Origin of the sequence: Lysinibacillus sp. SGAir0095, from assembly GCF_005491425.1 — a bacterium.
GTDB lineage: Bacteria > Bacillota > Bacilli > Bacillales_A > Planococcaceae > Ureibacillus.
Genome location: NZ_CP028083.1, coordinates 3,097,117 through 3,119,043 on the forward strand (window position 1 = coordinate 3,097,117; position 21,927 = coordinate 3,119,043).

Genomic DNA, 21,927 nt, shown 5'->3' on the forward strand with positions numbered 1-21,927 from the left:
TAGGTTCTTTTTTGATTTTTTTTTCGGATTGCATTTTTACGAAACAAAAGCGCATATCCCTTGCTTTGGAAATGCGCCATTGTGGAATCCGTCAATACGGATAGAATCAATTATTATTAGCCCCCGTTTGTGTATCTATTATCTCCCATAGTATAGTTGGAACTGTCCCCAGGCTTAGCGTTTGGATTGGTTAAAATATGAGGGTTATTATTCCTTTTCTTACTCCTTAAATCGATTATTAAAGCAAATATTAATATACCTAGAATAAAAATTACAAAGAACCAAGATACATTCAAATAAAAACACCCCTTTAAATAACATTGTATTCAATTGAGAAAAGCTCTACCCAACAAGAAGATGAAAACCTTGGAATTTTTTTAGTCCTAGTCTATCTTTTTTAATAATGTGAATAAATCATTTTGGCTTCCATCAATAGGTTAAGAAGAAGTTATTTTTCCACCCATTTTAAACAAAAACGGAATTAGTGCCAATAAACTAATTCCTACAACAAATGTAGATATGACTAGCTCTTTCCATACAATCAAATTCTTCGAAAACATTTGATAGATCACTAATGAATTTATTGGAATGTTAAGTAATAATCCAGTAAGTAGTCCAGGTGCATACTTTTTCATCAATATGGTCGCCATTAGATGTGGAAAAATTGCATTAATAATCATTGAACCTAGAAAGCCTATAAAAAACCATTTTGCAAGTTCTGATTCTGGCATAAATAAATAACTAAATGCAGCTAAGTAAGCCAAAATTGTGATAAAAATGACAGCAAAATGAAATTCACTCGAAGTTACTGGCTTTTGAAACTTTGAAGAGTGTTGGGACCACTCAGGCAACCATACTGCTTCCTCAATATTATGAAGTGTGATAGCAAAACAAAAAAATACTATGAAATAATACTCCATCTACCTTTTCCCCACCCATAAAGGTTCCTTTCTCAAACTTTCTTATATCTATTCAGGTGCCCTCATTCAATTCAACATAAGTATCCATTAATATATTGAATGTGGGTTTTCAACAATCTGGCCATTTTGTTGAAGATTGTTTTTTCGTTTTTGTGAAAGTCGTTATTCAACTGAAGCTCTTGATAGTTTAAGAGATATCGTTTAAAAAATGCAGATTTACTTCGTAAAAATAGTCACGTTTTTATTTAGATAGCATACCTGAAGCATTTCGATTAAGTTATTAATACGTTTAAACATTTCTATTTGACTTTGTTTTTTCCCGACCTTCTAAATACAAAGACAAAATAGCAGAAATACATAGTGCCGCTAATAATGTCCATACATTGAAAAATAAATCATTTGAATACGGATTAAGATAGCCAATTTCATATTCAAAATAAGGTTGTGCCGTTATATTAAAATCTATTATTCGATATGACGAGTAACTAACTAAAATGATAAATAATAATGTGTAACCTATAATAGAATGCTTTCTACTTACTTTGAGTTTATGATGGATGGCTTCGAATACGAATATCATGGAAAATAAAAAATATGCGAGAATTGGCATTGGGAAAACGATAAAAAATAACCCTGGATTCCCATTGCTCCACATGAGATTATCACCATCTGGATTGAAATTGTTTGTATATCGTTGTACAGTCCATATTGCCCAAATTGTAAGTAAACCTGACAATAAGACACTAACATTGAAAATCAATCGCATAGTTTTGCCTCCATCCAGATTATCTGTACACGTTTAAATTTATTAAACTCTTCTAATATATTTTGGAGAGATAATATTGTAAGTCCCCCTTAATAACCTAACCTTCCCAAAGGGTCGTTTAGCAACATTCATAAAAGGTTGTCATCCCAGAAAATGACCCGATTGCTAAAGGAGGGACAATTCCTTTTCTAGAATCACGTCCTATATCTACTTAATATTTCCTCAGGAATATGACAATAATCGTTTGGACACCTGGCTAGCCTATCTTGATGTTCTTCTGCACTTCTCACATAGTTTGTAAGAGGTAATACCTCAACAACTATACGGTCAAAATCATGTCTCTCACTAAGAAATGCCTTCGCTTCTTCTAAGTGTTCTTGCTTTTCACTATATACTCCTGTTCTGTATTTCTCACCAACATCCGGTCCTTGTTTATTCAAACTATATGGATCAATTATTTCAAAAAAGTATCCCATTAATTCCCTGATAGTTACCATCGTTGGGTCATATCCTGTTTTTACACATTCGGCGTAACCATCATAATCACCCTCAAGTGTGTGACTAGTTCCATTAGCTCTTCCCGCTTCTGTAAACTTAACGCCAGGTAAGGTTTTTACAAATGCTTGTACGCCCCATAAACATCCACCTGCAAAATATACTATTTCCATATTGTTCTCTCCCCTATGCAGCAAATTAGCCCAACAATCTACCCCTGTAGAAAATTCGCTTTTTATCTCCTTAGTATATTACTTTTCACCTCACCTAAATTTTAACATATAAATCAAATTCATTTATTTGGTGTTATTCCAGAAAATGACTCTATTCATGAAGAAAGACCCTCCCCCTCTTTAATGAAACGGATCGATTTTGGAATAAGCTACTGTAGAATATTGCACATTGTTCAGTTATTACTTTGGCATATTTTTTCTATTTACTTCAAATTAGACTTAAATTATACTTTAGTAAATTTCTAAGGAGGCTAGTAATGAGAACTTCTGTACCTTGCCCTAACTGTCAAAAAGCAATTACTCTTGAAGACTTTGAGGATTTTTCATCTCCATTTACTATGAAGTGCCCACATTGTAGAGCTAAATTGAAAGAAACAAAAGTTACGCCTTTTCTTATACTTGGTTTAATAGTTATACTTCCTCTATTTATTTATTTAACAGAAACATTAAAGTCGTTGCTAGCAGACTTTATCCCTGTTGTCGAAAATATTCCTTCTGTGATTGTCTTTTTAGGACTTTTATATCCACTTTATGCTATATATGAGAGATTAAATGGTCTAATTATGTTTAATAAAGGGAATTTAAAATTAAAGAACCGACAATGAAATGAGCGTGAGCAATCACGCTTTTTTTCATCATATTGTTCACTTAATCAATAGCAAAATTAAAGAAGATAACTATCTAGAAGAATTGGAATCGGTTTGATTTTAGTTGCCATGGTGATTTTACCTGTTATTTAATAATCTTGCCTGATTGCTAAAGAAGGCACAATTCCTTTTTAAGAATTGCGCCAGATTGTTGAAGTTCGTTATTTAACAAGAACCCTGTTAATAAAAGGAGGTTCTGCAGTCCCTATCTTTATTTTACCATCAACCTGTTTTCTAGCACTTCTCTATATAAATCTCCGATACTCGTATCATTCATTTTATAGTATTCATTGTGATCTTTGAAAAACACATAGTCATTACCGTCTTCATCATAATAAATACAATAATCAAATTCATTGCCTTGCGTATCTCGAACTCTTTGTTCGACCAAAAGTGTTATAAATGAAGGAAATTCTTTTACAGGTTTTGAAGCTACAATCGTACTTTTGATAAGTTCGGATAATCTTTTTCTTTCATCATCAGTTAAGTCAATTTCAATTGTTCTTTCAAAATCATTCGTATGGGTAAGAGAATAAAATACATAATAAGCATCTTCAGGAGCATCGGCAACTTGGGCGAATGTTTGGTCTTTCTTCTATGTTATAAAAAAGATTAATACCACTGCTATAACTAAAATAGCAATACATAAAAAGATCGTATTCTTCTTCACCTTGTTGTTCCTCTCTGTCTCTAAAAATTCCGAAAGATTAAGTGAATTCTTTTAACAAAATAAATTATAACATAAATTCCAATTTATGTTATAAATGGCATGTAACAATCAGTTTCTATTACTGAAAAAGGCGCGATTCTAATAAGAATTGCACCCCATCGTTGAATTCGAATTCATTTTTTACCTACTTCATTTATAAAAGGATAATTAGTAATACGAAAGCTAAGATACCTAATACCCCAATCATTGCAGAATCTTTTAAGGTATCTTTCACTCGAATATGTGTAATAACGCCACCAATACCTACAGCTACTAATATAGCAGCCCCAATTGTTGCCATACTTTCATTCCAATATCCGATAATTAAAAGTCCGGCCGCCACTACTTCAGTTAATCCAGTGACAACGCGAAACCACTGTGGGTAGCCCCATTTAGAGAATGCCTCCTTATGCATGTTTGAACCGAATACCTTCATTGTACCAGCCATCAAAAGCATTGCTCCTAAAAGACCTTGCAAAATCCAAGTAATAATTGTCAATGAAACTCCTCCTTTTATATATTAAAAACAATTGGCATTTTGCCAATCCATTTATTTTGTCGAATTGCATCATACATACATTTAGCTGCGTTTTTTCGAGATACGCCCATTTTTGCTTTTGAATCTCCAAATGAAATGGTATAACCATTGCCATCTGTTTTAACATTAGGGTTGATTATTCGTACTACTGTCCAGTCCACTTTACTGGCGTTCACTGATTCCTCAATCCCCTTCATTTCTAGATAACCTGCAGGGAACAATAGCTTTGGCATAAGTGAAGGGATAACTGTAGCGATTTGTTTTTTATCAGCATTTGACTTCGTAGCAGGTGTAGCAAGTGTAATAAAACGCTTTACACCCTGCGCTTCCATTACTTTTAAAATCATTTCGTGCGCATCACGAATCGGTAACTCTTTTACTTTTCGGCCACCATTTAGATTAGGACCAAGTGTACTAACAATTGCATCTTGGCCTTGAATTGATTCTGTTAATATTTTTTCATTTGTCAGGCTCCCAACAATAATTTCAAGGTTTTCATGCTTAAAATTTATGGCACCTTCACGGCGTACGAACGCTTTAACTTTATCTCCCTTTTGTAGAGCAATATTTATAAATTGTTGGCCTATCTGTCCATTGGCCCCAAATAGTGTTATGTTCATTTTCTAACCTCCTACACCTTCCGACTATACAACACTTGTCGTATTGTTAATTCAATTCTATAATCGTAATGAAAAGGCAACAACCAACAATACAACCAAAAAATCGTATATACGACATTTCGGTTCAAATGTCGGAAAAATGGAGGGTAATATGGATAAAACATTAGATCCACGTTTTCTAAGAACACGAAAATTGATTATGGAAGCTTTTATGGAATTAGCGATTGAAAAAGATTTTAAGGATATTACAATCAAGGATATTACTCAAAGAGCTACAGTGAATCGAGCAACTTTTTATTATCACTTCTTTGATAAATATGATTTGTTAGAGAAAGTGTTAAGTGAAGATGTATTGCAGGGGATACTAAAAAATGTTTCTTCTCATGAAGCATTAACGCCTGAATCATTAAATGAGATTTTCCTTAGCTTATTATCATTTCAAAATGGTTTGGCCAATCAATGTTCACGGAGTTATGAAGCGTTTACTCCAAAAATTGAAATCATTGTTAAAGAAGAGCTTGGCAGGGTATTTCGAGATTTATTAAAACAAAAATATCCAGAGTGGACGTATGAAAAAGTCGAACTACACAGCATTACGATTAGCTGGAGCTTATATGGAATATCCACTAAATATATAAAGAGTGGGTATACGCCATCGAATAACCTAATGATCGAAACGTTTACTAGACTATTAAGATAAAAACTGCCCCTACATATGAATCATCATTTGTAGGGGCAGTTAAAAGGAAATATCTTCTTGAAAGTTGAATATTAGCATAGAATCATTATTAACTATTCCGATGAGGAGGATTCTTGTGCGTCCACGACCATTTTCTATTGAAAATCCAGAGTATGAAAGGTATGTTAGTCTAGTGCCAGATGGAGATATTGAAGAAATACTTAGTAAGCAACGAACTAAGACCATTACCTTCTTGAGCAGCATATCAGAGGAGTCAGCAAGCAAGGCTTACGCACCAGGGAAATGGACTTTAAAAGAAGTGATTGGGCATATGGCGGACGTGGAACGTGTGATGTCGTATCGAATACTTGCCATTGCACGAAATGAAAGTGCACCACTCCCAGCAATGGATCAAGATCAATACGTTTCTGCGGCAAACTTTAACAAATTATCCTGGGAGCAGCTACTAGCTGGTTTAGACACGGTACGCTCCAACACGATAAGTCTTATTTCAACCATTGATGATGCAGCGTGGGATCGTAATGGAACTGTAATGAACACCACAGTTTCGATAGGTACCTTTGCATATGGCATTGTCGGTCACGAGTTACACCATTTGAAAGTGATTAGTGATAAATACTTATAAGACTTTTTCGTTTAATGAAAAACCTAATTTCTCATTTAATGCTGTGAAGCGATCCCTAAAAAGTTAGGCACGGTTATTTCATTTGGCAGCTTGGGTAAAATTAAAATGAGTTCGGTATTGGTATTGTACCGGACTCATTTTTAATTTTGCTTTTATAACCATGATCTCCTAAAAGAGTCAGTTTTAATGAACATTGGAAGAGGAGCCAATACATCTGAAGAATACAGAACAACAGAAGTACTGGCGCAACATATTCCTAAAGAATGAATTGAAGAGTAATTATTACTTAAAAATTGTATTGATGACTTCATCCAACGACATATTACTATCCAATTTGAAGATACCAGGCTTTAAATCATTTGCCAGTCCCCTTTTTTCCACTTCATTGAAAAAGGTCATAGCATTATCAATGATTTCCCCCTGCACTAATGCATTTCCAACTTCGATACTCGTCATTCCTGATGCCACATTGATAACTGTACGATAGATTACTTTCTCATTATCTTGGTCCGTGTGTTCTTTTTGAGTTTGTTGACCTTTTGTTTCTGTTTCTTTTTCCGTAACAGCTAGTTGTTCGTCCCATTCTGTTTTAGTTAAAATAACATACCCAGCATTCGAGAGGCTCGTTTTCATTTCCTCTTCCGCTATGGACTTCGCTGTCACCTGATCCGTTTGTTCTTTGGTAGTAGACTGTGAAAAATAGACAGTTCCACAAACACCCGCACTGATGAGAAGACCTGCAGCAAAGCTATTTATCAGATTAGCTTTCATTTGCTACCGTTCTCCCTTCCTTATTTAATGGCATATATGGAGCTAGAAGCTTTTCTACCTCTGATGTTTCAAGCTTAAATTTAGCAGCCATAATCTCCACTTTAAAATTTCTCTTGTATAAATCTAGTAATTTTCGTCGCAATTCTCTTTCATCGTTACTAAGCCCTGCTTTTTGTGAAAGTATTTCATTTTCTAAAGTCAAAACTCGAATTTCGTTTTGAAGCTTAGTAACCTCCTCCATTATCGTCATATATACCGTATCAATTTCGCGTTGTTCTATCTTTGAAGCTTGCTTATTTTTGTACATTGAATATATGAGTAGTAGTACTGCCACGATAAATAGTCCAGTTAAAGTCCATTCCATCGTTCAATCCTCCTTTGTATAAACTAATTTGACCAAGTTATTATACTTTGAAAACTACTATATTTCGATTAAATTCTACAAAATACTACAAAGGTCATTCGTAAAAAAGGACTGAACGATTAGAAAGATTCATTTTCCCTTTTTATATTTATAATGTTATTTTACTGCTGCTACTGAATGATCTACTTATTAAGTCGGTATAAATGGAACATTGTGAGAAGTGAAGAAAACTTTAGTTAGATTCCAATTATGGGCTCATTCCAAACGGAGTTCTATTGTAGGAATCTAGTTCAGTCTCTATATCTCTTTCAATCTCTCGAGCCATTCTCTCTTTTTCATGTTCCAAATAACCGTAACTACTAAAATGCTACATAATCTCGATTGCATAATAATATTTTGTAAATATTCTCAACTATATGGGCATTTAATAAAAAAAGCACTTCCTAATTCAAGGAAAGCGCTCGATTGTTGAAGAGTGTTATTATAAAAATTTAAAATAAAAGAAGTGTATCCTACAAGAGGAAAACACTCCTATCTTATTCAATATTTAAGCAATCAGGCTTCGGCATGTTTCTGCACATTTCAAGCAAGCATTGGCACATTTTTGACAGTGTTCGTGGTTGTGTTTTTTGCATTCATTACCACATGCTTCACAAATTTTTGCACATACTTCCGCCAACTCTGAAAGAAATGGTGTTCCTCTGCTTATCGCTTGTTCAAAATAAGCACAAAGTTCTGCACATTCTCTATCAAGACGAATACATTCTGCCATCATTTTCATATCTTCTTCTTTCAAACAAGCATCATAACAATGATTACAGGCTACCATACATTCATGAAGTGACTCAATTACAGACAGATATTGTTCATGGGCCATTATAAATTCCTCCTTTTAATTATACATTATTTCGATACCCTCCCACCGTATCCTAAAACATAATTCATAATTTAAACTGTACTTAAACTAATTCTTTAGTTTAAGTGTAACCCTTCACAATTACTATTTCTTGAATATCTACATAGAGAGTTCTTTTATTCGTTTGTTTACGATGAGCCTTAAGATTATCGAAAAACCCTTTTATAACAACATCTATACAATGATATAGGCATGCTCGATTGATGAGTGTATCAAACTTGATTTTCGCATGATGTGTATTGCGATTAGATTTAAAACCATAACTAGGTTTATAAAACTTAGCTTCCCAAATCGGTTCCAGCATTTCTTGTCAGGATCATTTCGCACCAACAATCTGGTCCGATTGCTGAAAAGGGCACAATTCTTCAAGAATTGCACCCGTTAGTTCAATAAGAATTACTTCTTTATTAACTTGTAAAATAACATCTTCTTTCACCAGCCTGTTTCTAGTGACTTTTCCCGTTTTGCTAAATATACAGAATTCGATAGCAATGTTACGATTCAACTTTCTCGATTTAAAATTCCTGTTTTTCAACAATATTTCTATTTTTGACAATGCTTGGTGTATCTACTGTAAACTTATTATTAATCTTGTCATAAAGCTTGATAACACCATAGCCAAGCAATCCCCCAGAAGTGTTTAGTATTAGGTCATCCACGTCAAAAATTCCAAGAGAAAAAATAATCTGTAAGCATTCTAAGTATAAACTTAAACTAAAAGATAGAGCTAATACGCCTATGATTGACATCCCTTTATTTTTTGACAGCAATATAAGGAACATTCCAAACGGTGCGAACAATCCGATATTCCCAAGCAAATTACTTAAATCATGCCACGAAAGACTTTGAATATTAATGAACATTGTTTTAAACGGTATTAAATTACCTCTTTGCAATTGGTACATGAGATTATCTGGATTCTCAAGATTCCTCTGAAGTTGTTGCCAGAGAAAAGTCATATCTCTCCAACGGAACTTAAATAGAATAATCCTAAATAATGCGTACATATAAAAAGTAAATAGGGCGAGTATAATAATTCTGTTTAGAAATTTCATTTTTTTCATTCCGCGCTCTTTAACTCCTAACGATTAATATGTGTTGTTTCGGGAAACACTGTCACAATTACTCCATCCATATTGTTACCTGATATCTCGTAATGAAGGTTGGACGGCACTTGAATGGAGGTATTTTTGGTTACAGGGTAATAAGAGATCTCATATAATTCCCCTTTTACACTAGCAGAAATGGTTTTTTCTTCTTTTAGGAAAACCAAATATTCTTCCAAAGCCAAATTCTTTTCCTTCATTATCGCACTATGCGGTAAACCAACATAGCGGATATGCCACGGTTCATATTGAATTCCTGTTACTGCCGTTTTATCCTTTGGATAACGTAAGATGAACCCGTATTTCCATGCATTTTTTTCTATCCACTTTCCTTCTTCGGCTTCAGCCATCTCCATTTGAGTAGATCCAACATCAAGCGATAAGCCCAAATTGTGTTCGCTATAACCTGCAGGCAAGGCATAATTGGAACCCATTTCTTGATAAAGTGAATTTTGCTCATCAAAGTCTCGGAAACCACTAGTGATGGAGAAATTACGTACTCCTTCTTTTCCTGCAGCGGTAATCATATCTGAAAATTTTCGTGCTATATCCTCTGACAAGTAAATTTCACTATTTAACAATCCGTACCCCTCTGTCAATTCCTTGCGCGTAGATAGCTTGATGGTATCAGATTTAATACTCTCTTGGTGTACTGGATATGTACTGTTGACCAAAAGCAGATTTCCCTGGTAAATTTGTTCTTCTGTAATCTTTTCAATTTGGACTTTGTCAGAAAACCTACTATCCTCAACTTTATCATCTTCATATTGTTCCTCATTTTGTATTTCATTTTTTGGTTCAAAAACCGTTTCAATATTTATAAAAGGGAAACAAAAGCAAAATAATAATAACAAAAAAAGTCCCCACTTCTTCATTTAAAGTTCCTCCTTATCCTTATAGATACTAGAATAGGGAAAACTATTTAAAAAAAGAGTAGGGTAAATCTTAAATATTTCTTAAATCATCTACCTGAATTTAACTTTTCTCAGTATTCTATTCATTTCCCTTTGGTAACCTTACTTCAAAAACTGTCTGTATTACGCTACTTTCGGCATTAATCGTACCATTATGCTGTTCCACAATATTCTTCGCAATAAATAAACCCAGACCTGTGCTATTTTCTTGATGAGTTCGTGCTTTGTCTCCGGTATAGAACATATCAAAAAGGTACGGGAGTTCAGCAGAAGGAATGCTATCACCATAATTAACAACTTGAACAATCACTTCTTCACCATCTATAAAACCATTAATATCGACATATTGACCTTCATATCCATAACGGATTGCATTAGTTAAAAGATTTTCAAAAACCCGTGCTATCAAAGCTCCATCACCAAAGATGGGTAAATGTCCAGTACTATTCATTCGAGCAACCAAATGATTTTTTTCAAATACAGGATATAATTCTTCCTTTAGTTGATTAAGTAGGTCTGTTAAATTAATTCTCCTTTTTTCAACTGGCAGCATTCCATAGTTCATTCGAGTAATCTCGAATAATTCATCAATTAGCCTTTCTAATCGTTGAGATTTTGTAAAGGCAATCGTTAAAAAGTGATTTGCTTGTTCCTTAGTCAAACTCTCATCCTTAAGTAATAAATCCAAATATCCTAAAACAGAAGTAAGTGGCGTCCTTAAATCATGAGCCAAATTTACGACCAATTGATCCTTGCTGCTTTCCGAAAAATCCCCTCGCAGAATCGCTTCTTCCAATTTTTCACTTGCTAGATTAATGCTTTGTGCAATATCACTCAATTCATCATTTGAAGATATTTGAACTCGATACTTAAAATCCCCCTGCGCTAGAGAATGAATTCCTTTTGAAATTTCATTGAAATAGGCAGAATATGGTTTTGTAAGTATAAAGAAAAAGTATATTGAAAGTGGGATAAATAATAATAAAAAGAAGTTAAAATCACCAATATTTCCTATAATTCCGCGAAAATATGCTAGTGTATCTCCATAATCAACATTAGTATAATAATACAATTGGAGCATCTTATAGAGTATGTATGTTATGGCGCCAGACAACACCATGCTTAAAACCAACAATGTTATCATTTTGGAACGAAAACCTCTCATTTTTTTACCCATTGAATTTATAGCCTACTCCCCATACAGTTTTAATCAATTTGTTTTTTCGCTGATCCTCTTCAAGTTTTTTCCGTAAAGTTCGTATATGAACCATAACGGTGTTTCCATTTTCATAGTATGCATCTCCCCATACCTTCTGAAAAATATCTTCTGCACTATAAACTTTATTTGGATTACTAGCTAGTAAATATAAAATTTCAAACTCTTTTGGGGTCAATTCAATATTCTTGCCATATAGAGTAACAGTACGTTGTTCAGGAGATATCATTAATCCTCCAAATTCCAAATTTAAGTTCTGCTTGGTTTTAGGTTGATTCAATTTCATATAGCGTCGCAACTGTGCATTTACCCGAGCAACCATTTCAATCGGAATAAATGGCTTCGTCATATAATCGTCTGCTCCAATTACCAGTCCCTGTACTTTGTCAAAATCCGACGTTTTAGCACTCAAAAAAATGATGGGCAAATTGTGTTGTTCGCGAATACGTCTCGTTACTTCATACCCATCCATTTTCGGCATCATAATATCCAAAATCAACAAGTCAATAGCTTGAGTCTCGACAACTCTTAAAGCCTCTTGCCCATCTGAAACTTTAATAACATGGTATCCTTCTTTTTCCAAATGAATGGCAATCAGATCAGCAATTTCATCATCATCGTCAGCAATTAATATCGAAATATCTCTCATCTTCCCACTCCTAAATAAAAGTTAACATTCAGCTAGATTAATGTGCCCTAACCATTTTTTATTATTTCCTTTTCTTTCTCGAAAATATGAACCAAGTTTAACTTAAATTCACTTTTCTAATTTTGAATTTTGTATGTGAATTCTTCTAATACACCAATATAACATAACTAATTATTGTGTTGTTTAAGAGTCTTATCCCATTAATTTCTCTTTTCATGAAGAAAAGCACAATTCATACTGCAGAATTGCGCCAGATCGTAATATAAGGTTTGTGAAATAAAAATAGATTACAACTAAATAAGGAAAGTTTATGATTTATAGCTTCTTGTTTTGTAGCATTCTACCAACATTTTACACAAAACCTACGTTAAGACATTTTATCATATAATTATCTGTAAGAATTGTCCCTTTGACAATTGTGGCAGGTTCGATTCACTTATTGTACGAAGGGTAGCTTTAGTGGAAAAGGAATTTAAATAGACCATATTCATTTAGAACATGTTTAATCAAAATTTTCAAAAAGCTGCATCAACATCCTTTATTCCATTAAATGGCACTATTCTTGAAGAAAGACCTTTGCTTATTCAAAGAAAGAACCAGATTCTGGAATAAGCTACTGCTCAATAACTTCGTAGTAAGATAAATCTGGGGATGACCTTCAGAGTATTTTCTATTCAAACAAGTATCTTTGAAAAATCATCCTTATCCAGAGTGCTTGCTCCAAAAAGTATTTTTAATTTTAAATTCCTTTATATACGACTATCTTTTAAAAACCGGATACTATCGATTTTCCATGCATCTGCGGGGGAAAAACGGAATAGATAAATATCCCCTTCAAAGTATTTTCTTTCCGAATTACTATTTACCCATTCGATTTCAACTGGCACTTGAAGACTTATATTATTTACTAGGTCTTCGACAGGTAACATAGAGATCTGTTTCAAATTTATATTTTCAATCGATTGAATATGCTCTTTCCAGTCAATTTGCTGAAGGGAAATGTTTGAGATTATCCGCGAATCCTGCTGCTTAAATCCAGCTACAAAGGCATTAATTAGTTCATACGGGTCTGTGCTGGTAACATACTCTTCAAGTTTGCCTGCTGCTTTTAAAATCATTAGTTCATGTGATAAGTCCATTGAGTTTGTGCTGTGGGTTTTACTTCCATAAAAATGGATGCAAAAATGACCAGGAAAATCATTTTCTAATGCACCAGCACCATGTGGCATCCCATGCATTGAAGCCGCAATCCATTGATCACCATGAATGACAATAATAGCTCTTCGTTTCCAGCTCCATTTGCCGCCATATATCTCATTCATTATTTTCGTATCCTTTGAAGTCAAGGGCTGAACGTCCGCATGGCGGTTTCCTGCACGTCTCTGCACCTTAAACATTTTCCCTGTTTCCACATCCAATACTGTAAACTTACTGTATTTTGGCAAAATCCCATTAACTTTTTCCCAAGGGAGCATTTCAATCTGAATGCCCACATTTTCATCTTTTGCTAAAACATTGGAACAGTGACTGAACAAGGTAATTATTAAAAGAATGACCGTAATAACAGTTCGCATTTATCTCACTCAATTTCATTATATTTTGAAAAACTTTAGCCTACAGAAAGCTTTCCTAAAATAGTTTGGATGTATTCATCATTTCCTGTAATTATTTAAAGGGCAATAAATGAAGGACTAGCGAAAAAAGCCAGCGATATTTAGAATTCATCGCTAGCTACTTTCTTTTCATGTATATGAACAAAAATCGTTTTAATCTGTTTGTTTTAACTTCATCTATAGACCAACATGGATGTTTGTAGACAAGAAGTCTTTGTACAATATCTATATCAATACACTTAATAAAATGGACATCTTTAATAGGTTCTTGTATTTCTTCTAACATTTTTTCTTTGTAGGCAGGCTCGATAACTTTCATTCTCTTCAATTCCACCAACAGGTAAAGAATAATTCCCCATTAGTGTATATGTAATACTTTACAATCTCAATTCCTTCCTCAACAATCTGGAATTGCCCCAAATTATGGATTAACTTCGATACCTTTATTAGCTGATTTAGTTCAGCAAGATGAATCTTTGTATAATTCAAACCTTGACTTAGATTTAAAGCTGTGTATAATACAAGGTAATTGCATAAGTTGAATGTTTTCTAGGGTTCCGCAGCAGTCAATGTTGGTCTGGTCCGAGAGAAAACTCACAGCTTTGCTGTGTCACGGAAGGATAAAAGCCTGGGAGAAACTGTTTTTACAGTTGTCTCTCAGGCTTTTATCGTTTTTTTTTGGCAAGAATATATTTGGAGGTGTCTTTAGATGAATATAGACTGGATTAAAGTAATTGTGGCTGCTTTCTTTGAAGTTTTTTGGGTTATTGGTTTAAAACATGCGTATGACTTTTGGACATGGACTGGAACTATCATTGCTATATTCGTTAGCTTTTATTTAATGATAATGGCCGGCCGTAAACTTCCTGTAGGAACTGTATATGCGATTTTTGTTGGGTTAGGTACAGCTGGTACTGTCTTTTCAGAAATCCTATTCTTTGGTGAACCATTTAAAGTAGAAAAAATACTATTAATATTGCTGTTATTAGCAGGAGTAATTGGCTTGAAATTAGTAACAAAAGACAAATTTCAGGAAGGTGATGAATCCTAATGGCTTGGATTTCTTTAATTCTCGCAGGTCTGTGTGAAATGTTTGGTGTTGCCATGATCAATAAATTACACAAAGACCGCAATTGGCAATCAATAGTTCTTTTAGTTCTTGGATTCGGGGCAAGTTTTATATTTCTTGCTTATTCAATGGAAACACTTCCTATGGGTACAGCTTATGCTATCTGGACTGGGATTGGTGCTTCTGGCGGAGCAATTTTAGGCATGATATTTTATGGTGAATCAAAAGACTGGAGAAGACTTATTTTTATCGGAATGGTATTAGGTGCTGCAGTAGGTTTAAAACTTGTCTCATAAATGAGTGATGGATTGTAGTATAAAGAAGATAATCTAATAATTTATACAGATTATCTTCTTTATCTTTGTCCAACAATATGAAGAATTGCGCCAGATTGTGGAACATCTTTTTACTATGAAATTGTTAATCTAAATCATCCGTTAGTTTAAGTGAAATGTATCTAATTTTCCCTTTCTTAACTTATTCAGTTTCATTATCAATTACTGTTACTAGGTTTGCGTTTTCATTTTCACTAATTGATTCACCATGACCAGGTCCAAAAAGATTTAATAATATTACCCCTATAAGAATTAAGACAATTCCGGAAACACTGGCGATGTTTATTTTTTCTTTCCATATTAAAACCGAAATTATAGTGGTAGCAATAATCCCTATACCAGACCAAAGTGCATAGGCTGTATTTAATGGAATAGTTTTCATTGCTAGTGATAAAAAGAAAAAGGAACCTACAAAAGCAATAATCAAACTAATAGTGGGGTATATTTTTGTAAATCCTTCAGACGCTTTAATCATAGATGAACCAATGAGTTCACCTACAATTGCTAGTAATAAATATAAATATGACATAATACTTGTCCTCCTGTTTCTATATGATAATCTCACTTAAAATATGGGTTAGGCCTATATTTAATTGTTAGTTTACAAAAAAATTTATTTACTTATAAGACTTTAATTTATTTAAATCTGTGCGCAAAAATCAATATAGTTTTGTGGGAAGAAGAAACATTTATATTTTTTCAATAATGCAGAGCTAATTCTATACACCTATTTGAACTTCTTTAATCGTAGATAAAAATGTAAATCCTTCTTCCACTTTACTTCTCGTTACTTTATGTACAAAACTTCAAAAATTTATTTTAGCTCTAACATACATATCCAATTTTCTTTATAGTGTTATTTAATTAAATGGCACTAAAATGAAAAACGAGCACTTATCCTTGTTCAAGGAAAGCACTCGATTGTGGAAGATCGATAAATATTATTTTGTTCCCTAAAAAATATACTTTCTCTAGAAAAACTACCCGTTTATCAAAAAAAGACTATCCCATTTCCAACATTGATCACCAATTTTAGAGAAGATTCTATATCATTAATCAAAACTTTTCTTAACTAACCATAAAAAATTGAACTAGTACTTGTGACTAGATTCTCTTTTTAACATCTTCTCTTATTAATCCAATAATATTATCAGATAAATTTGCTGGAAGAGACGTACCATCTTTAAATAACCATGTATTAATTATTTCAAGGTCTGCTTTTTTAAATGTAATGCTATAATCTTTATTTTGGTAAGTAAAATCAATAGTCACGAATTCTTCACCATCTAATTCAACATCAATGATCATATTTTTTATTTCATATGGCTTCATGAATAGTCTCCTCGTTTATCATACTTTTATATAGAGTTAACTTTATATTTCTCTTTATTCACTATTTTCAACTAATCTACACAGATTATTTTAAAAAAGAAAAAGCAGCCTTTCTATTCAGTTAACGCACCCTTTCAAAGACGCTTTCTTTATTCAGAAAAGCGTCCGATAGTTGGAGACCTCTATTTAATTCTTCTTCCCATAATATTGAATATACAATGACTATCAAATTCATTAGTTTTCTTTAAAAAACTTGAATAGCTTGCAAACCATAATGACGATGAATACTTTCTAATTGAGTAAAGATAAGTTTTTTCTATTTCATTATCCAGTTTAATTAACAATTAATCTATTTCAGCTGAATTATGGTCACGCATCGAGAATGTATTTAACCTACTTTGTAGTTCATACAAGTTAAAATCTCCATTTTCAAATTGCTTAAATATTTCTATTAGTTGATTAATTGTACACATCAATTTACTCCTATATTCAATAACTCATTCGATTATGAAATTGGTAATCCATGAACGATCTTTAATTTTTAATAAATCTACAACAGTGAAAGCCACTTTCTCAAATTCTTCTTCAGATTTTTCCTTCTCAAAACTAAACCATATACCATCTTCATCTTTTGATTTAGCCCCTAACCTAAATCGTTCATTTACATCATGTGCAGTAACTTTATTAGGTAAGATTTGCTCTCCCCAATATGTTGTTACTCCTTCAACTGAACATGTTGCTAACTCAACTACAAATGATCCACCCCATCTGTCAAATTGAAAAGTAATTAAATCTATATTTGTTTCATTTTTTCTTCTAAAGTGAGGTAATGTTCCTTTAAACCCTTGTTCTCTTAGAAAAGGTACTGCAACTTTTTTTAAAGCATTATTCATCATTTCCCTTTCATTCGATGCCATTTTCTACTCCTAGTTGAGTTTTAATATTTAAATAACATTATTATTTTATCCTTATGACATTTATTATAAATGTGATTTTTCTTTTCTATGCGTTCCTCCACAATCTGGCTCTATGCACGATTCCTTATCAAGAATTGCGCCCGATCGTAATATAAGTTAGCCAGATTTTTCTGGTTGACCTTTTGTTGAAGATTGTAATTCAACTAAAGCCCTCGTTAGTTCAATAGAGAATAACATTCACGTAAATAATTTGGGATTTTTTCTTCTTGGACACTTGCAATCTCCTTAAATGTGACTCCTTGTTCTAATAAAGCTGTTACTATCTCCCAGCCAACAAAGTATACTTCCCTGTCGTGATTAGTAGTTCCAGTGCCAAATGTAAATTTTGTAATAACTTCAGAAGAAGAATCATCAAAATATGGGACAATTCCTTTTATAATCTCTGCCCTCACCAATTTACAAGAATTGAACCATCCTTGCTTATGTTCTATATACTTTTCATCTGGTTTACCAGGGACTATAAACTTACTTACTTGTGTTGCCAATCCTTCTTGCAAAATTGTTGAAGCAATCGTTCTCTCCCAGTTTGGTGTTAAGTTAGCAGTCTTAGAATGAACAACGTGAGTAAGTTCGTGAGAAAGTGTTATATCGGAGTCTCCACATTCAATTGGGATACAAAGAGCTAATCGTTCTTGATCATATGGAGCTACAAAGGCGTTATTTTCAAATCCACCTACAAAATAAATTAAAACTAAGTTAATTGGCTTATCATAACCTAATAAAGACTTTACTTCTTTTAAACAATTTTCAACTCTTGTTAGGTTTCCTTTCCAATTTTCAATGTAGTTTATGTTCTTTTTATATTTTTCCCAAGCCCCGTAGAATAAGGATTTAGCAATCTTTTGTCCTTCTTCACCTGGAGGTACGGCGGCAAAATTGTAATTCTCTTTCCATAACTTCCATCGTTCTTCATCGTCTAACCATTCAAGGTTTGCTCTCTCATAAAAATCTAAGAATTTAGGAATTAAATTTATAAGTTCAATATTGTTCAAAGAATAACCCCCTAGTAAAAAATCTCTTATTAAACTAAACTGCCTCGTTAGTTTAAGTATATTTCTTCACAATTTCACCTAAATTTTAACATGAATATCCAGATTTTTTTAAGGTATTACTCCACAATCTGACCCTATTCATGAAGAAAGACCCTCTCCTTATTCAAGGAAAGAGCCCTTTAATGGAATAACTAAGTTATTTATCAAATCTTGTACACATATAGTCATTCTCTAATCAACAAAGTATTGTCCCTTCCTATTTTGGGAAGCGGTTTTGAAAATTTTTGATAAAACGAGAGCATTACTCCGTTTAACAACTGTATTTTTTGTTTCCAGTCAGAGTTGTCAATGGGTTCTGTTCATTATTCCATGAATAGTGGAAAAACGAAGCAATATGTTCTTCCGACACATCTTCAAGTACGGCAGGATTCCATTTCGGAGCACGGTCTTTATCAACAAGAACGGAACGAACTCCCTCATAGAAATCATGGCATTTCATAAAATTCATCGCTACGTTCATTTCCATTTCAAAGCAATCATAAAGTTGCTTATCTTTTCCTTCTTGAAGTTGGTGAAGTGTCACTTTAAGTGAAGTTGGTGACTTAGAGAGGAGTGTATTCACTGTTTTCTCTGCCCATTTATCACCTTTCTCTGCCGTCGTATTAAGCGACGAAACGATGTCTTCTATTGTTTCAAATTGAAAGTGTTGATCAATCTTCTCTTGCTCGGATGACAATAATGAAGAAGGGGGTGAAGAAGATAGACTATATTGCTTTAATAGCTGGTTGATTTCTTGCTCCGCCGAATCAAGTGACCATATTTTTTCCATCATTGCTTGCCTTAATTTCGGCCAATTCTTGCTTTCTAAGTAGCAATCTGCTACACCGGTATACAACACATCAGACGCTTTTACAATATTCGCTGTTAGAGCAAGATAACGTCCAATATAGCCAGGCATTTGATTTAAAAAATAACTTGCCCCGACATCAGGGAAAAACCCGATGTTCATTTCAGGCATTGCCCACTTGGTTGTTTCCGTCACAATCCTGTGAGAGGCACCAATTGAAAGACCGACACCACCGCCCATAACGATACCGTTCATATAGACAACAACAGGCTTTGGATAACGATGAATCTCATAATTCATCGGATACTCGGTTGAGAAAAACTGTTCGGCATATGCTTCAACACCGTTTTCTTTTAAATCATATAGTGTACGCATATCCCCGCCTGCGCATAAACCTTTTTCTCCTTCTCCGTAAATGCATATTAACGCAATTCGGCTGTCTTGCTTCCAATCTTTTAACTGTTTATAAATAGCGGCTACCATTTCAACATTTAATGAATTTAATGCATGAGGCCGATTCAGCTTAATCCAGCCAACACCATTTTGAGCTTCTGTGACCACACTTTCTTGAGTAACCAACATCTATCACCGCCTTGACTGATTTTTTACAGGAGAGCTCTATTCTATTAAAATAGCACTCTCCTGTACTAAATTAATAATGTTCTATTACCATTTTCTTTCTTGTATAAAACGTGACACCTTCTTTTCCATTTGCATTAGACTGAAAATGTGAAGAAAGCCATTGGTGAACAATATTCAAATAATAAGTGTTTTTTTACCAAGCTTTTTTTGCTACCAACTTCTCGAAGCGCTCCACTCCTATATAGTACGGCATTTGGCATTAAAAGCTCGTATACCTTATCATTCATGAAATCCACCCTAAGTTTTGCTGATATGTGGAGTCAGCCTCGCATGACACCGCACACCTATTCATTATTTGTCTTTAAATTCAGCCTTCCGCTTTTCAATAAAAGCGTTGACTCCTTCTTTCATATCCTCAGTTGTAAACAACTGTGCCCAAAGATCTGCCTCAATTTCCAAACCTTCATCTAGCGTTGTTTCCAAGCCTTTATTTACAGCCTCAATAGTTGCTGCAACAGATGGTTGACTTTTATTAAGAGCAATAGCTTCAGCAAGCTGTTTTGCTTCATCCATTAACTCAGCAAGAGGTACCGATTTGTTTACTAAACCAATATATTCTGCTTCTTTCCCACCAATAAATTGACCAGTCAGAATTATTTCGAGAGCCTTCGACTTATTTGTAAGACGTGCCAAACGCTGTGTACCTCCAAATCCCGGAATTAATCCTAAGTTCAGTTCAGGTTGTCCAAGCTTGGCTTCATCTGCAGCAATACGCATGTGACAACTCATAGCAAGCTCTAAACCGCCGCCCAAGCAAGCCCCATTAATCGCTGCAATGACCGGCTTTTTAAGTTGTTCAATTTTATTTAAGACAGCTTGTGCATCTACAGAAAGTGCTTTTCCTTTCTCTTCACTATCAAACGCTGGTACAAATTCCTTAATGTCAGCACCCGCCACAAAAAATTTCCCTTCTCCTGTAATAACGATTACTTTTACTTCCGGTTCACTTGCCACATAATCAATACTTGCTGATAAGCCGCTGACGGTTTGCGAACTCATCGCGTTTGCCGGTGGATTATTAATGGCAATATAAGCTACACGATTTTCCACTTTCAGATTAATGTTTTTGAATTTTTTTACAATTGTAGTCTCCATTTTTTCTCCTCATTTCATATTTATTGTTATATAGAGGCGTTCTTAAGTCTTAACACGATCAGCCAATTAGTGTACCAGATTAATGGAATTGGTTCGTTTGACTGGTGCAAGGACAGCAAGTGCTATTACTCCTTGTCCTTTTGTGCAGACACTTAATGGATTGATTTCAAACTCGACAATTTCTTTTACAATAATTGCTTTGAATGTATCCATCGACCGACTCATTTTGATACAAAACATTTTTGCAACAAAAATGTTTCATAACAAAAACTAACATGATATTATAGGTAATGTCAATATGGAGGAGATATTTATGGAATTAAAAGATTGCATTAACTTTTTACTAAGTGCTAGTCAGAATAAAGTTTTTAAATTTTTCAGCAAGCTTTTAGAGGACTATGGAGTAACACCGGCACAATATGGTGTATTGAATTGTTTGTGGAAAGAAGGACAACTATCCCCTAAACAAATTGGAGAAATGGTTTATTTAGAAGCCCCTACTGTCTCAGGGATATTAGATAAAATGCAAAAAGCTGGATTAATAGAGCGTTCGATTGATCCAAAAAATCGTAGAAATGTTTTAGTGATGGCTACTCAAAAATCTAAAGAAATTAGGAATGAAGTTGAAGCTGCAACAATTAAGTTGAATAATAAGGTTTTTCAAAACTTGGCAGATAGCGATATAGAAGTGTTGAAAAAAGCATTAGAAGTAATAATAAAGTCTGATTATTAATCATATAACCTTTTTTCTCTTAACCTATGGATCGAATAATACTTTGAAGCAGATTAAAATTACTGCTATCTCTAACTATTCTGTTTTAAGAAAAAAATTCTAG

Annotated in this window: 27 protein-coding genes and 1 riboswitch; of the genes, 6 read left to right on the plus strand and 21 right to left on the minus strand. The window is 33.8% G+C overall.

Annotated elements, in window-relative coordinates; genetic code table 11:
• Positions 1-437: 437 nt before the first annotated feature.
• The 3 genes from C1N55_RS15420 to C1N55_RS15430 all read right to left on the minus strand — a co-directional run bounded on the left by C1N55_RS15420 (position 438) and on the right by C1N55_RS15430 (position 2,354).
• Entirely contained in the window at positions 438-920 is a 483-nt protein-coding gene (locus tag C1N55_RS15420) for an HXXEE domain-containing protein (protein WP_137729630.1), read from the minus strand.
• A 289-nt stretch (positions 921-1,209) separates the two neighbouring features.
• Positions 1,210-1,686 (minus strand): hypothetical protein, encoded by a 477-nt coding sequence (locus C1N55_RS15425; protein ID WP_137729631.1) that lies wholly within the window; start codon positions 1,684-1,686, stop codon positions 1,210-1,212.
• Positions 1,687-1,880: 194 nt separating this feature from the next.
• Entirely contained in the window at positions 1,881-2,354 is a 474-nt protein-coding gene (locus C1N55_RS15430; RefSeq protein ID WP_137729632.1) for a peptide-methionine (S)-S-oxide reductase, read from the minus strand.
• Positions 2,355-2,671: 317 nt separating this feature from the next.
• Here C1N55_RS15430 and C1N55_RS15435 point away from each other — a divergent pair, with 317 nt between their 5' ends.
• Positions 2,672-3,019 carry a hypothetical protein gene (locus tag C1N55_RS15435; protein WP_137729633.1) on the plus strand — a complete coding sequence of 116 codons (348 nt, stop codon included), beginning with the start codon at positions 2,672-2,674 and terminating at the stop codon, positions 3,017-3,019.
• Between the two features lie 905 nt (positions 3,020-3,924).
• Here the strand turns inward: C1N55_RS15435 and C1N55_RS15445 are convergent.
• Both C1N55_RS15445 and C1N55_RS15450 read right to left on the minus strand, forming a co-directional pair.
• Positions 3,925-4,269, minus strand: a complete 345-nt coding sequence (locus C1N55_RS15445; protein WP_137729635.1) for a DoxX family protein — start codon at positions 4,267-4,269, stop codon at positions 3,925-3,927.
• 14 nt (positions 4,270-4,283) lie between these two features.
• The gene (locus tag C1N55_RS15450; RefSeq protein WP_137729636.1) at positions 4,284-4,928 is read right to left on the minus strand and encodes an NAD(P)-dependent oxidoreductase; all 645 of its coding nucleotides are present in this window, start codon (positions 4,926-4,928) and stop codon (positions 4,284-4,286) included.
• Between the two features lie 151 nt (positions 4,929-5,079).
• Here C1N55_RS15450 and C1N55_RS15455 point away from each other — a divergent pair, with 151 nt between their 5' ends.
• Positions 5,080-5,628, plus strand: a complete 549-nt coding sequence (locus tag C1N55_RS15455) for a TetR/AcrR family transcriptional regulator (protein WP_137729637.1) — start codon at positions 5,080-5,082, stop codon at positions 5,626-5,628.
• A gap of 115 nt (positions 5,629-5,743) precedes the next feature.
• On the plus strand, positions 5,744-6,253 hold the full coding sequence (locus C1N55_RS15460) for a DinB family protein (RefSeq protein ID WP_137729638.1): 510 nt from the start codon (positions 5,744-5,746) through the stop codon (positions 6,251-6,253).
• Between the two features lie 282 nt (positions 6,254-6,535).
• Here the strand turns inward: C1N55_RS15460 and C1N55_RS15465 are convergent, their stop codons facing one another.
• The 8 genes from C1N55_RS15465 to C1N55_RS15505 all read right to left on the minus strand — a co-directional run bounded on the left by C1N55_RS15465 (position 6,536) and on the right by C1N55_RS15505 (position 13,763).
• Positions 6,536-7,024: an endolytic transglycosylase MltG gene (locus C1N55_RS15465; RefSeq protein ID WP_137729639.1), complete on the minus strand. Its 489-nt coding sequence runs from the start codon at positions 7,022-7,024 to the stop codon at positions 6,536-6,538.
• Positions 7,014-7,388: a hypothetical protein gene (locus C1N55_RS15470; protein ID WP_137729640.1), complete on the minus strand. Its 375-nt coding sequence runs from the start codon at positions 7,386-7,388 to the stop codon at positions 7,014-7,016. The genes C1N55_RS15465 and C1N55_RS15470 overlap by 11 nt, the downstream gene beginning before the upstream one ends.
• Before the next feature lie 547 nt (positions 7,389-7,935).
• Complete coding sequence (locus C1N55_RS15475; protein ID WP_137729641.1) at positions 7,936-8,265, minus strand: four-helix bundle copper-binding protein; 330 nt, start codon at positions 8,263-8,265, stop codon at positions 7,936-7,938.
• A gap of 554 nt (positions 8,266-8,819) precedes the next feature.
• Positions 8,820-9,368, minus strand: coding sequence for a VanZ family protein (locus C1N55_RS15485; RefSeq protein WP_137729643.1), 549 nt, complete (start codon positions 9,366-9,368; stop codon positions 8,820-8,822).
• Between the two features lie 17 nt (positions 9,369-9,385).
• Positions 9,386-10,285: a VanY-A/VanY-F/VanY-M family D-Ala-D-Ala carboxypeptidase gene (gene vanY, locus C1N55_RS15490; RefSeq protein WP_137729644.1), complete on the minus strand. Its 900-nt coding sequence runs from the start codon at positions 10,283-10,285 to the stop codon at positions 9,386-9,388.
• Positions 10,286-10,403: 118 nt separating this feature from the next.
• On the minus strand, positions 10,404-11,501 hold the full coding sequence (locus C1N55_RS15495) for a sensor histidine kinase (RefSeq protein ID WP_137729645.1): 1,098 nt from the start codon (positions 11,499-11,501) through the stop codon (positions 10,404-10,406).
• A complete protein-coding gene (vanR, locus tag C1N55_RS15500; protein ID WP_137729646.1) occupies positions 11,494-12,189 on the minus strand; it encodes a vancomycin resistance response regulator transcription factor, VanR-F/VanR-M family in 696 nt (231 codons plus the stop codon). Before vanR ends, C1N55_RS15495 begins: the two co-directional genes overlap by 8 nt.
• Before the next feature lie 749 nt (positions 12,190-12,938).
• Complete coding sequence (locus C1N55_RS15505) at positions 12,939-13,763, minus strand: hypothetical protein (protein ID WP_137729647.1); 825 nt, start codon at positions 13,761-13,763, stop codon at positions 12,939-12,941.
• 577 nt (positions 13,764-14,340) lie between these two features.
• Positions 14,341-14,439, plus strand: a riboswitch (guanidine-I (ykkC/yxkD leader).
• A gap of 72 nt (positions 14,440-14,511) precedes the next feature.
• On the opposite strand from C1N55_RS15505, the gene C1N55_RS15510 reads away from it, so the two are divergent.
• Together C1N55_RS15510 and C1N55_RS15515 are read left to right on the plus strand one after the other, a co-directional pair.
• Positions 14,512-14,853, plus strand: coding sequence for a DMT family transporter (locus C1N55_RS15510; RefSeq protein WP_137729648.1), 342 nt, complete (start codon positions 14,512-14,514; stop codon positions 14,851-14,853).
• On the plus strand, positions 14,853-15,167 hold the full coding sequence (locus C1N55_RS15515; RefSeq protein WP_137729649.1) for a DMT family transporter: 315 nt from the start codon (positions 14,853-14,855) through the stop codon (positions 15,165-15,167). Before C1N55_RS15510 ends, C1N55_RS15515 begins: the two co-directional genes overlap by 1 nt.
• A 181-nt stretch (positions 15,168-15,348) precedes the next feature.
• On the opposite strand, the gene C1N55_RS15520 is transcribed toward C1N55_RS15515, so the two are convergent.
• From C1N55_RS15520 to C1N55_RS20590, 8 genes are all read right to left on the minus strand, one after another.
• On the minus strand, positions 15,349-15,735 hold the full coding sequence (locus tag C1N55_RS15520; RefSeq protein WP_137729650.1) for a DMT family transporter: 387 nt from the start codon (positions 15,733-15,735) through the stop codon (positions 15,349-15,351).
• A 575-nt stretch (positions 15,736-16,310) separates the two neighbouring features.
• Positions 16,311-16,538, minus strand: a complete 228-nt coding sequence (locus C1N55_RS15525; RefSeq protein WP_137729651.1) for a hypothetical protein — start codon at positions 16,536-16,538, stop codon at positions 16,311-16,313.
• 344 nt (positions 16,539-16,882) lie between these two features.
• Entirely contained in the window at positions 16,883-17,011 is a 129-nt protein-coding gene (locus C1N55_RS20900) for a hypothetical protein (protein WP_255502416.1), read from the minus strand.
• 24 nt (positions 17,012-17,035) lie between these two features.
• Positions 17,036-17,455 (minus strand): DUF4304 domain-containing protein, encoded by a 420-nt coding sequence (locus C1N55_RS15530; RefSeq protein ID WP_137729652.1) that lies wholly within the window; start codon positions 17,453-17,455, stop codon positions 17,036-17,038.
• A gap of 215 nt (positions 17,456-17,670) precedes the next feature.
• Entirely contained in the window at positions 17,671-18,507 is an 837-nt protein-coding gene (locus tag C1N55_RS15535) for a DUF2268 domain-containing putative Zn-dependent protease (protein WP_168193876.1), read from the minus strand.
• Positions 18,508-18,817: 310 nt separating this feature from the next.
• Positions 18,818-19,936, minus strand: coding sequence for an enoyl-CoA hydratase/isomerase family protein (locus C1N55_RS15540; RefSeq protein WP_137729654.1), 1,119 nt, complete (start codon positions 19,934-19,936; stop codon positions 18,818-18,820).
• A gap of 351 nt (positions 19,937-20,287) precedes the next feature.
• Complete coding sequence (locus C1N55_RS15545) at positions 20,288-21,091, minus strand: enoyl-CoA hydratase (RefSeq protein WP_137729655.1); 804 nt, start codon at positions 21,089-21,091, stop codon at positions 20,288-20,290.
• 66 nt (positions 21,092-21,157) lie between these two features.
• Positions 21,158-21,304: a hypothetical protein gene (locus C1N55_RS20590; protein WP_168193877.1), complete on the minus strand. Its 147-nt coding sequence runs from the start codon at positions 21,302-21,304 to the stop codon at positions 21,158-21,160.
• Positions 21,305-21,404: 100 nt separating this feature from the next.
• Here C1N55_RS20590 and C1N55_RS15550 point away from each other — a divergent pair, with 100 nt between their 5' ends.
• The gene (locus C1N55_RS15550) at positions 21,405-21,824 is read left to right on the plus strand and encodes a MarR family winged helix-turn-helix transcriptional regulator (RefSeq protein WP_137729656.1); all 420 of its coding nucleotides are present in this window, start codon (positions 21,405-21,407) and stop codon (positions 21,822-21,824) included.
• Positions 21,825-21,927 lie beyond the last annotated feature (103 nt).

Bases quoted from the DNA above. Each gene is read 5' to 3' on its own strand.
- C1N55_RS15420 (WP_137729630.1), bottom strand. From the start codon at position 920: ATGGAGTATTATTTCATAGTATTTTTTTGTTTTGCTATCACACTTCAT.
- C1N55_RS15425 (WP_137729631.1), bottom strand. From the start codon at position 1,686: ATGCGATTGATTTTCAATGTTAGTGTCTTATTGTCAGGTTTACTTACA.
- C1N55_RS15430 (WP_137729632.1), bottom strand. From the start codon at position 2,354: ATGGAAATAGTATATTTTGCAGGTGGATGTTTATGGGGCGTACAAGCA.
- C1N55_RS15435 (WP_137729633.1), top strand. From the start codon at position 2,672: ATGAGAACTTCTGTACCTTGCCCTAACTGTCAAAAAGCAATTACTCTT.
- C1N55_RS15450 (WP_137729636.1), bottom strand. From the start codon at position 4,928: ATGAACATAACACTATTTGGGGCCAATGGACAGATAGGCCAACAATTT.
- C1N55_RS15455 (WP_137729637.1), top strand. From the start codon at position 5,080: ATGGATAAAACATTAGATCCACGTTTTCTAAGAACACGAAAATTGATT.
- C1N55_RS15465 (WP_137729639.1), bottom strand. From the start codon at position 7,024: ATGAAAGCTAATCTGATAAATAGCTTTGCTGCAGGTCTTCTCATCAGT.
- C1N55_RS15470 (WP_137729640.1), bottom strand. From the start codon at position 7,388: ATGGAATGGACTTTAACTGGACTATTTATCGTGGCAGTACTACTACTC.
- C1N55_RS15475 (WP_137729641.1), bottom strand. From the start codon at position 8,265: ATGGCCCATGAACAATATCTGTCTGTAATTGAGTCACTTCATGAATGT.
- C1N55_RS15485 (WP_137729643.1), bottom strand. From the start codon at position 9,368: ATGAAAAAAATGAAATTTCTAAACAGAATTATTATACTCGCCCTATTT.
- vanY (WP_137729644.1), bottom strand. From the start codon at position 10,285: ATGAAGAAGTGGGGACTTTTTTTGTTATTATTATTTTGCTTTTGTTTC.
- C1N55_RS15495 (WP_137729645.1), bottom strand. From the start codon at position 11,501: ATGGGTAAAAAAATGAGAGGTTTTCGTTCCAAAATGATAACATTGTTG.
- vanR (WP_137729646.1), bottom strand. From the start codon at position 12,189: ATGAGAGATATTTCGATATTAATTGCTGACGATGATGATGAAATTGCT.
- C1N55_RS15505 (WP_137729647.1), bottom strand. From the start codon at position 13,763: ATGCGAACTGTTATTACGGTCATTCTTTTAATAATTACCTTGTTCAGT.
- C1N55_RS15510 (WP_137729648.1), top strand. From the start codon at position 14,512: ATGAATATAGACTGGATTAAAGTAATTGTGGCTGCTTTCTTTGAAGTT.
- C1N55_RS15515 (WP_137729649.1), top strand. From the start codon at position 14,853: ATGGCTTGGATTTCTTTAATTCTCGCAGGTCTGTGTGAAATGTTTGGT.
- C1N55_RS15520 (WP_137729650.1), bottom strand. From the start codon at position 15,735: ATGTCATATTTATATTTATTACTAGCAATTGTAGGTGAACTCATTGGT.
- C1N55_RS15525 (WP_137729651.1), bottom strand. From the start codon at position 16,538: ATGAAGCCATATGAAATAAAAAATATGATCATTGATGTTGAATTAGAT.
- C1N55_RS20900 (WP_255502416.1), bottom strand. From the start codon at position 17,011: ATGTGTACAATTAATCAACTAATAGAAATATTTAAGCAATTTGAAAAT.
- C1N55_RS15530 (WP_137729652.1), bottom strand. From the start codon at position 17,455: ATGGCATCGAATGAAAGGGAAATGATGAATAATGCTTTAAAAAAAGTT.
- C1N55_RS15540 (WP_137729654.1), bottom strand. From the start codon at position 19,936: ATGTTGGTTACTCAAGAAAGTGTGGTCACAGAAGCTCAAAATGGTGTT.
- C1N55_RS15545 (WP_137729655.1), bottom strand. From the start codon at position 21,091: ATGGAGACTACAATTGTAAAAAAATTCAAAAACATTAATCTGAAAGTG.
- C1N55_RS20590 (WP_168193877.1), bottom strand. From the start codon at position 21,304: ATGGATACATTCAAAGCAATTATTGTAAAAGAAATTGTCGAGTTTGAA.
- C1N55_RS15550 (WP_137729656.1), top strand. From the start codon at position 21,405: ATGGAATTAAAAGATTGCATTAACTTTTTACTAAGTGCTAGTCAGAAT.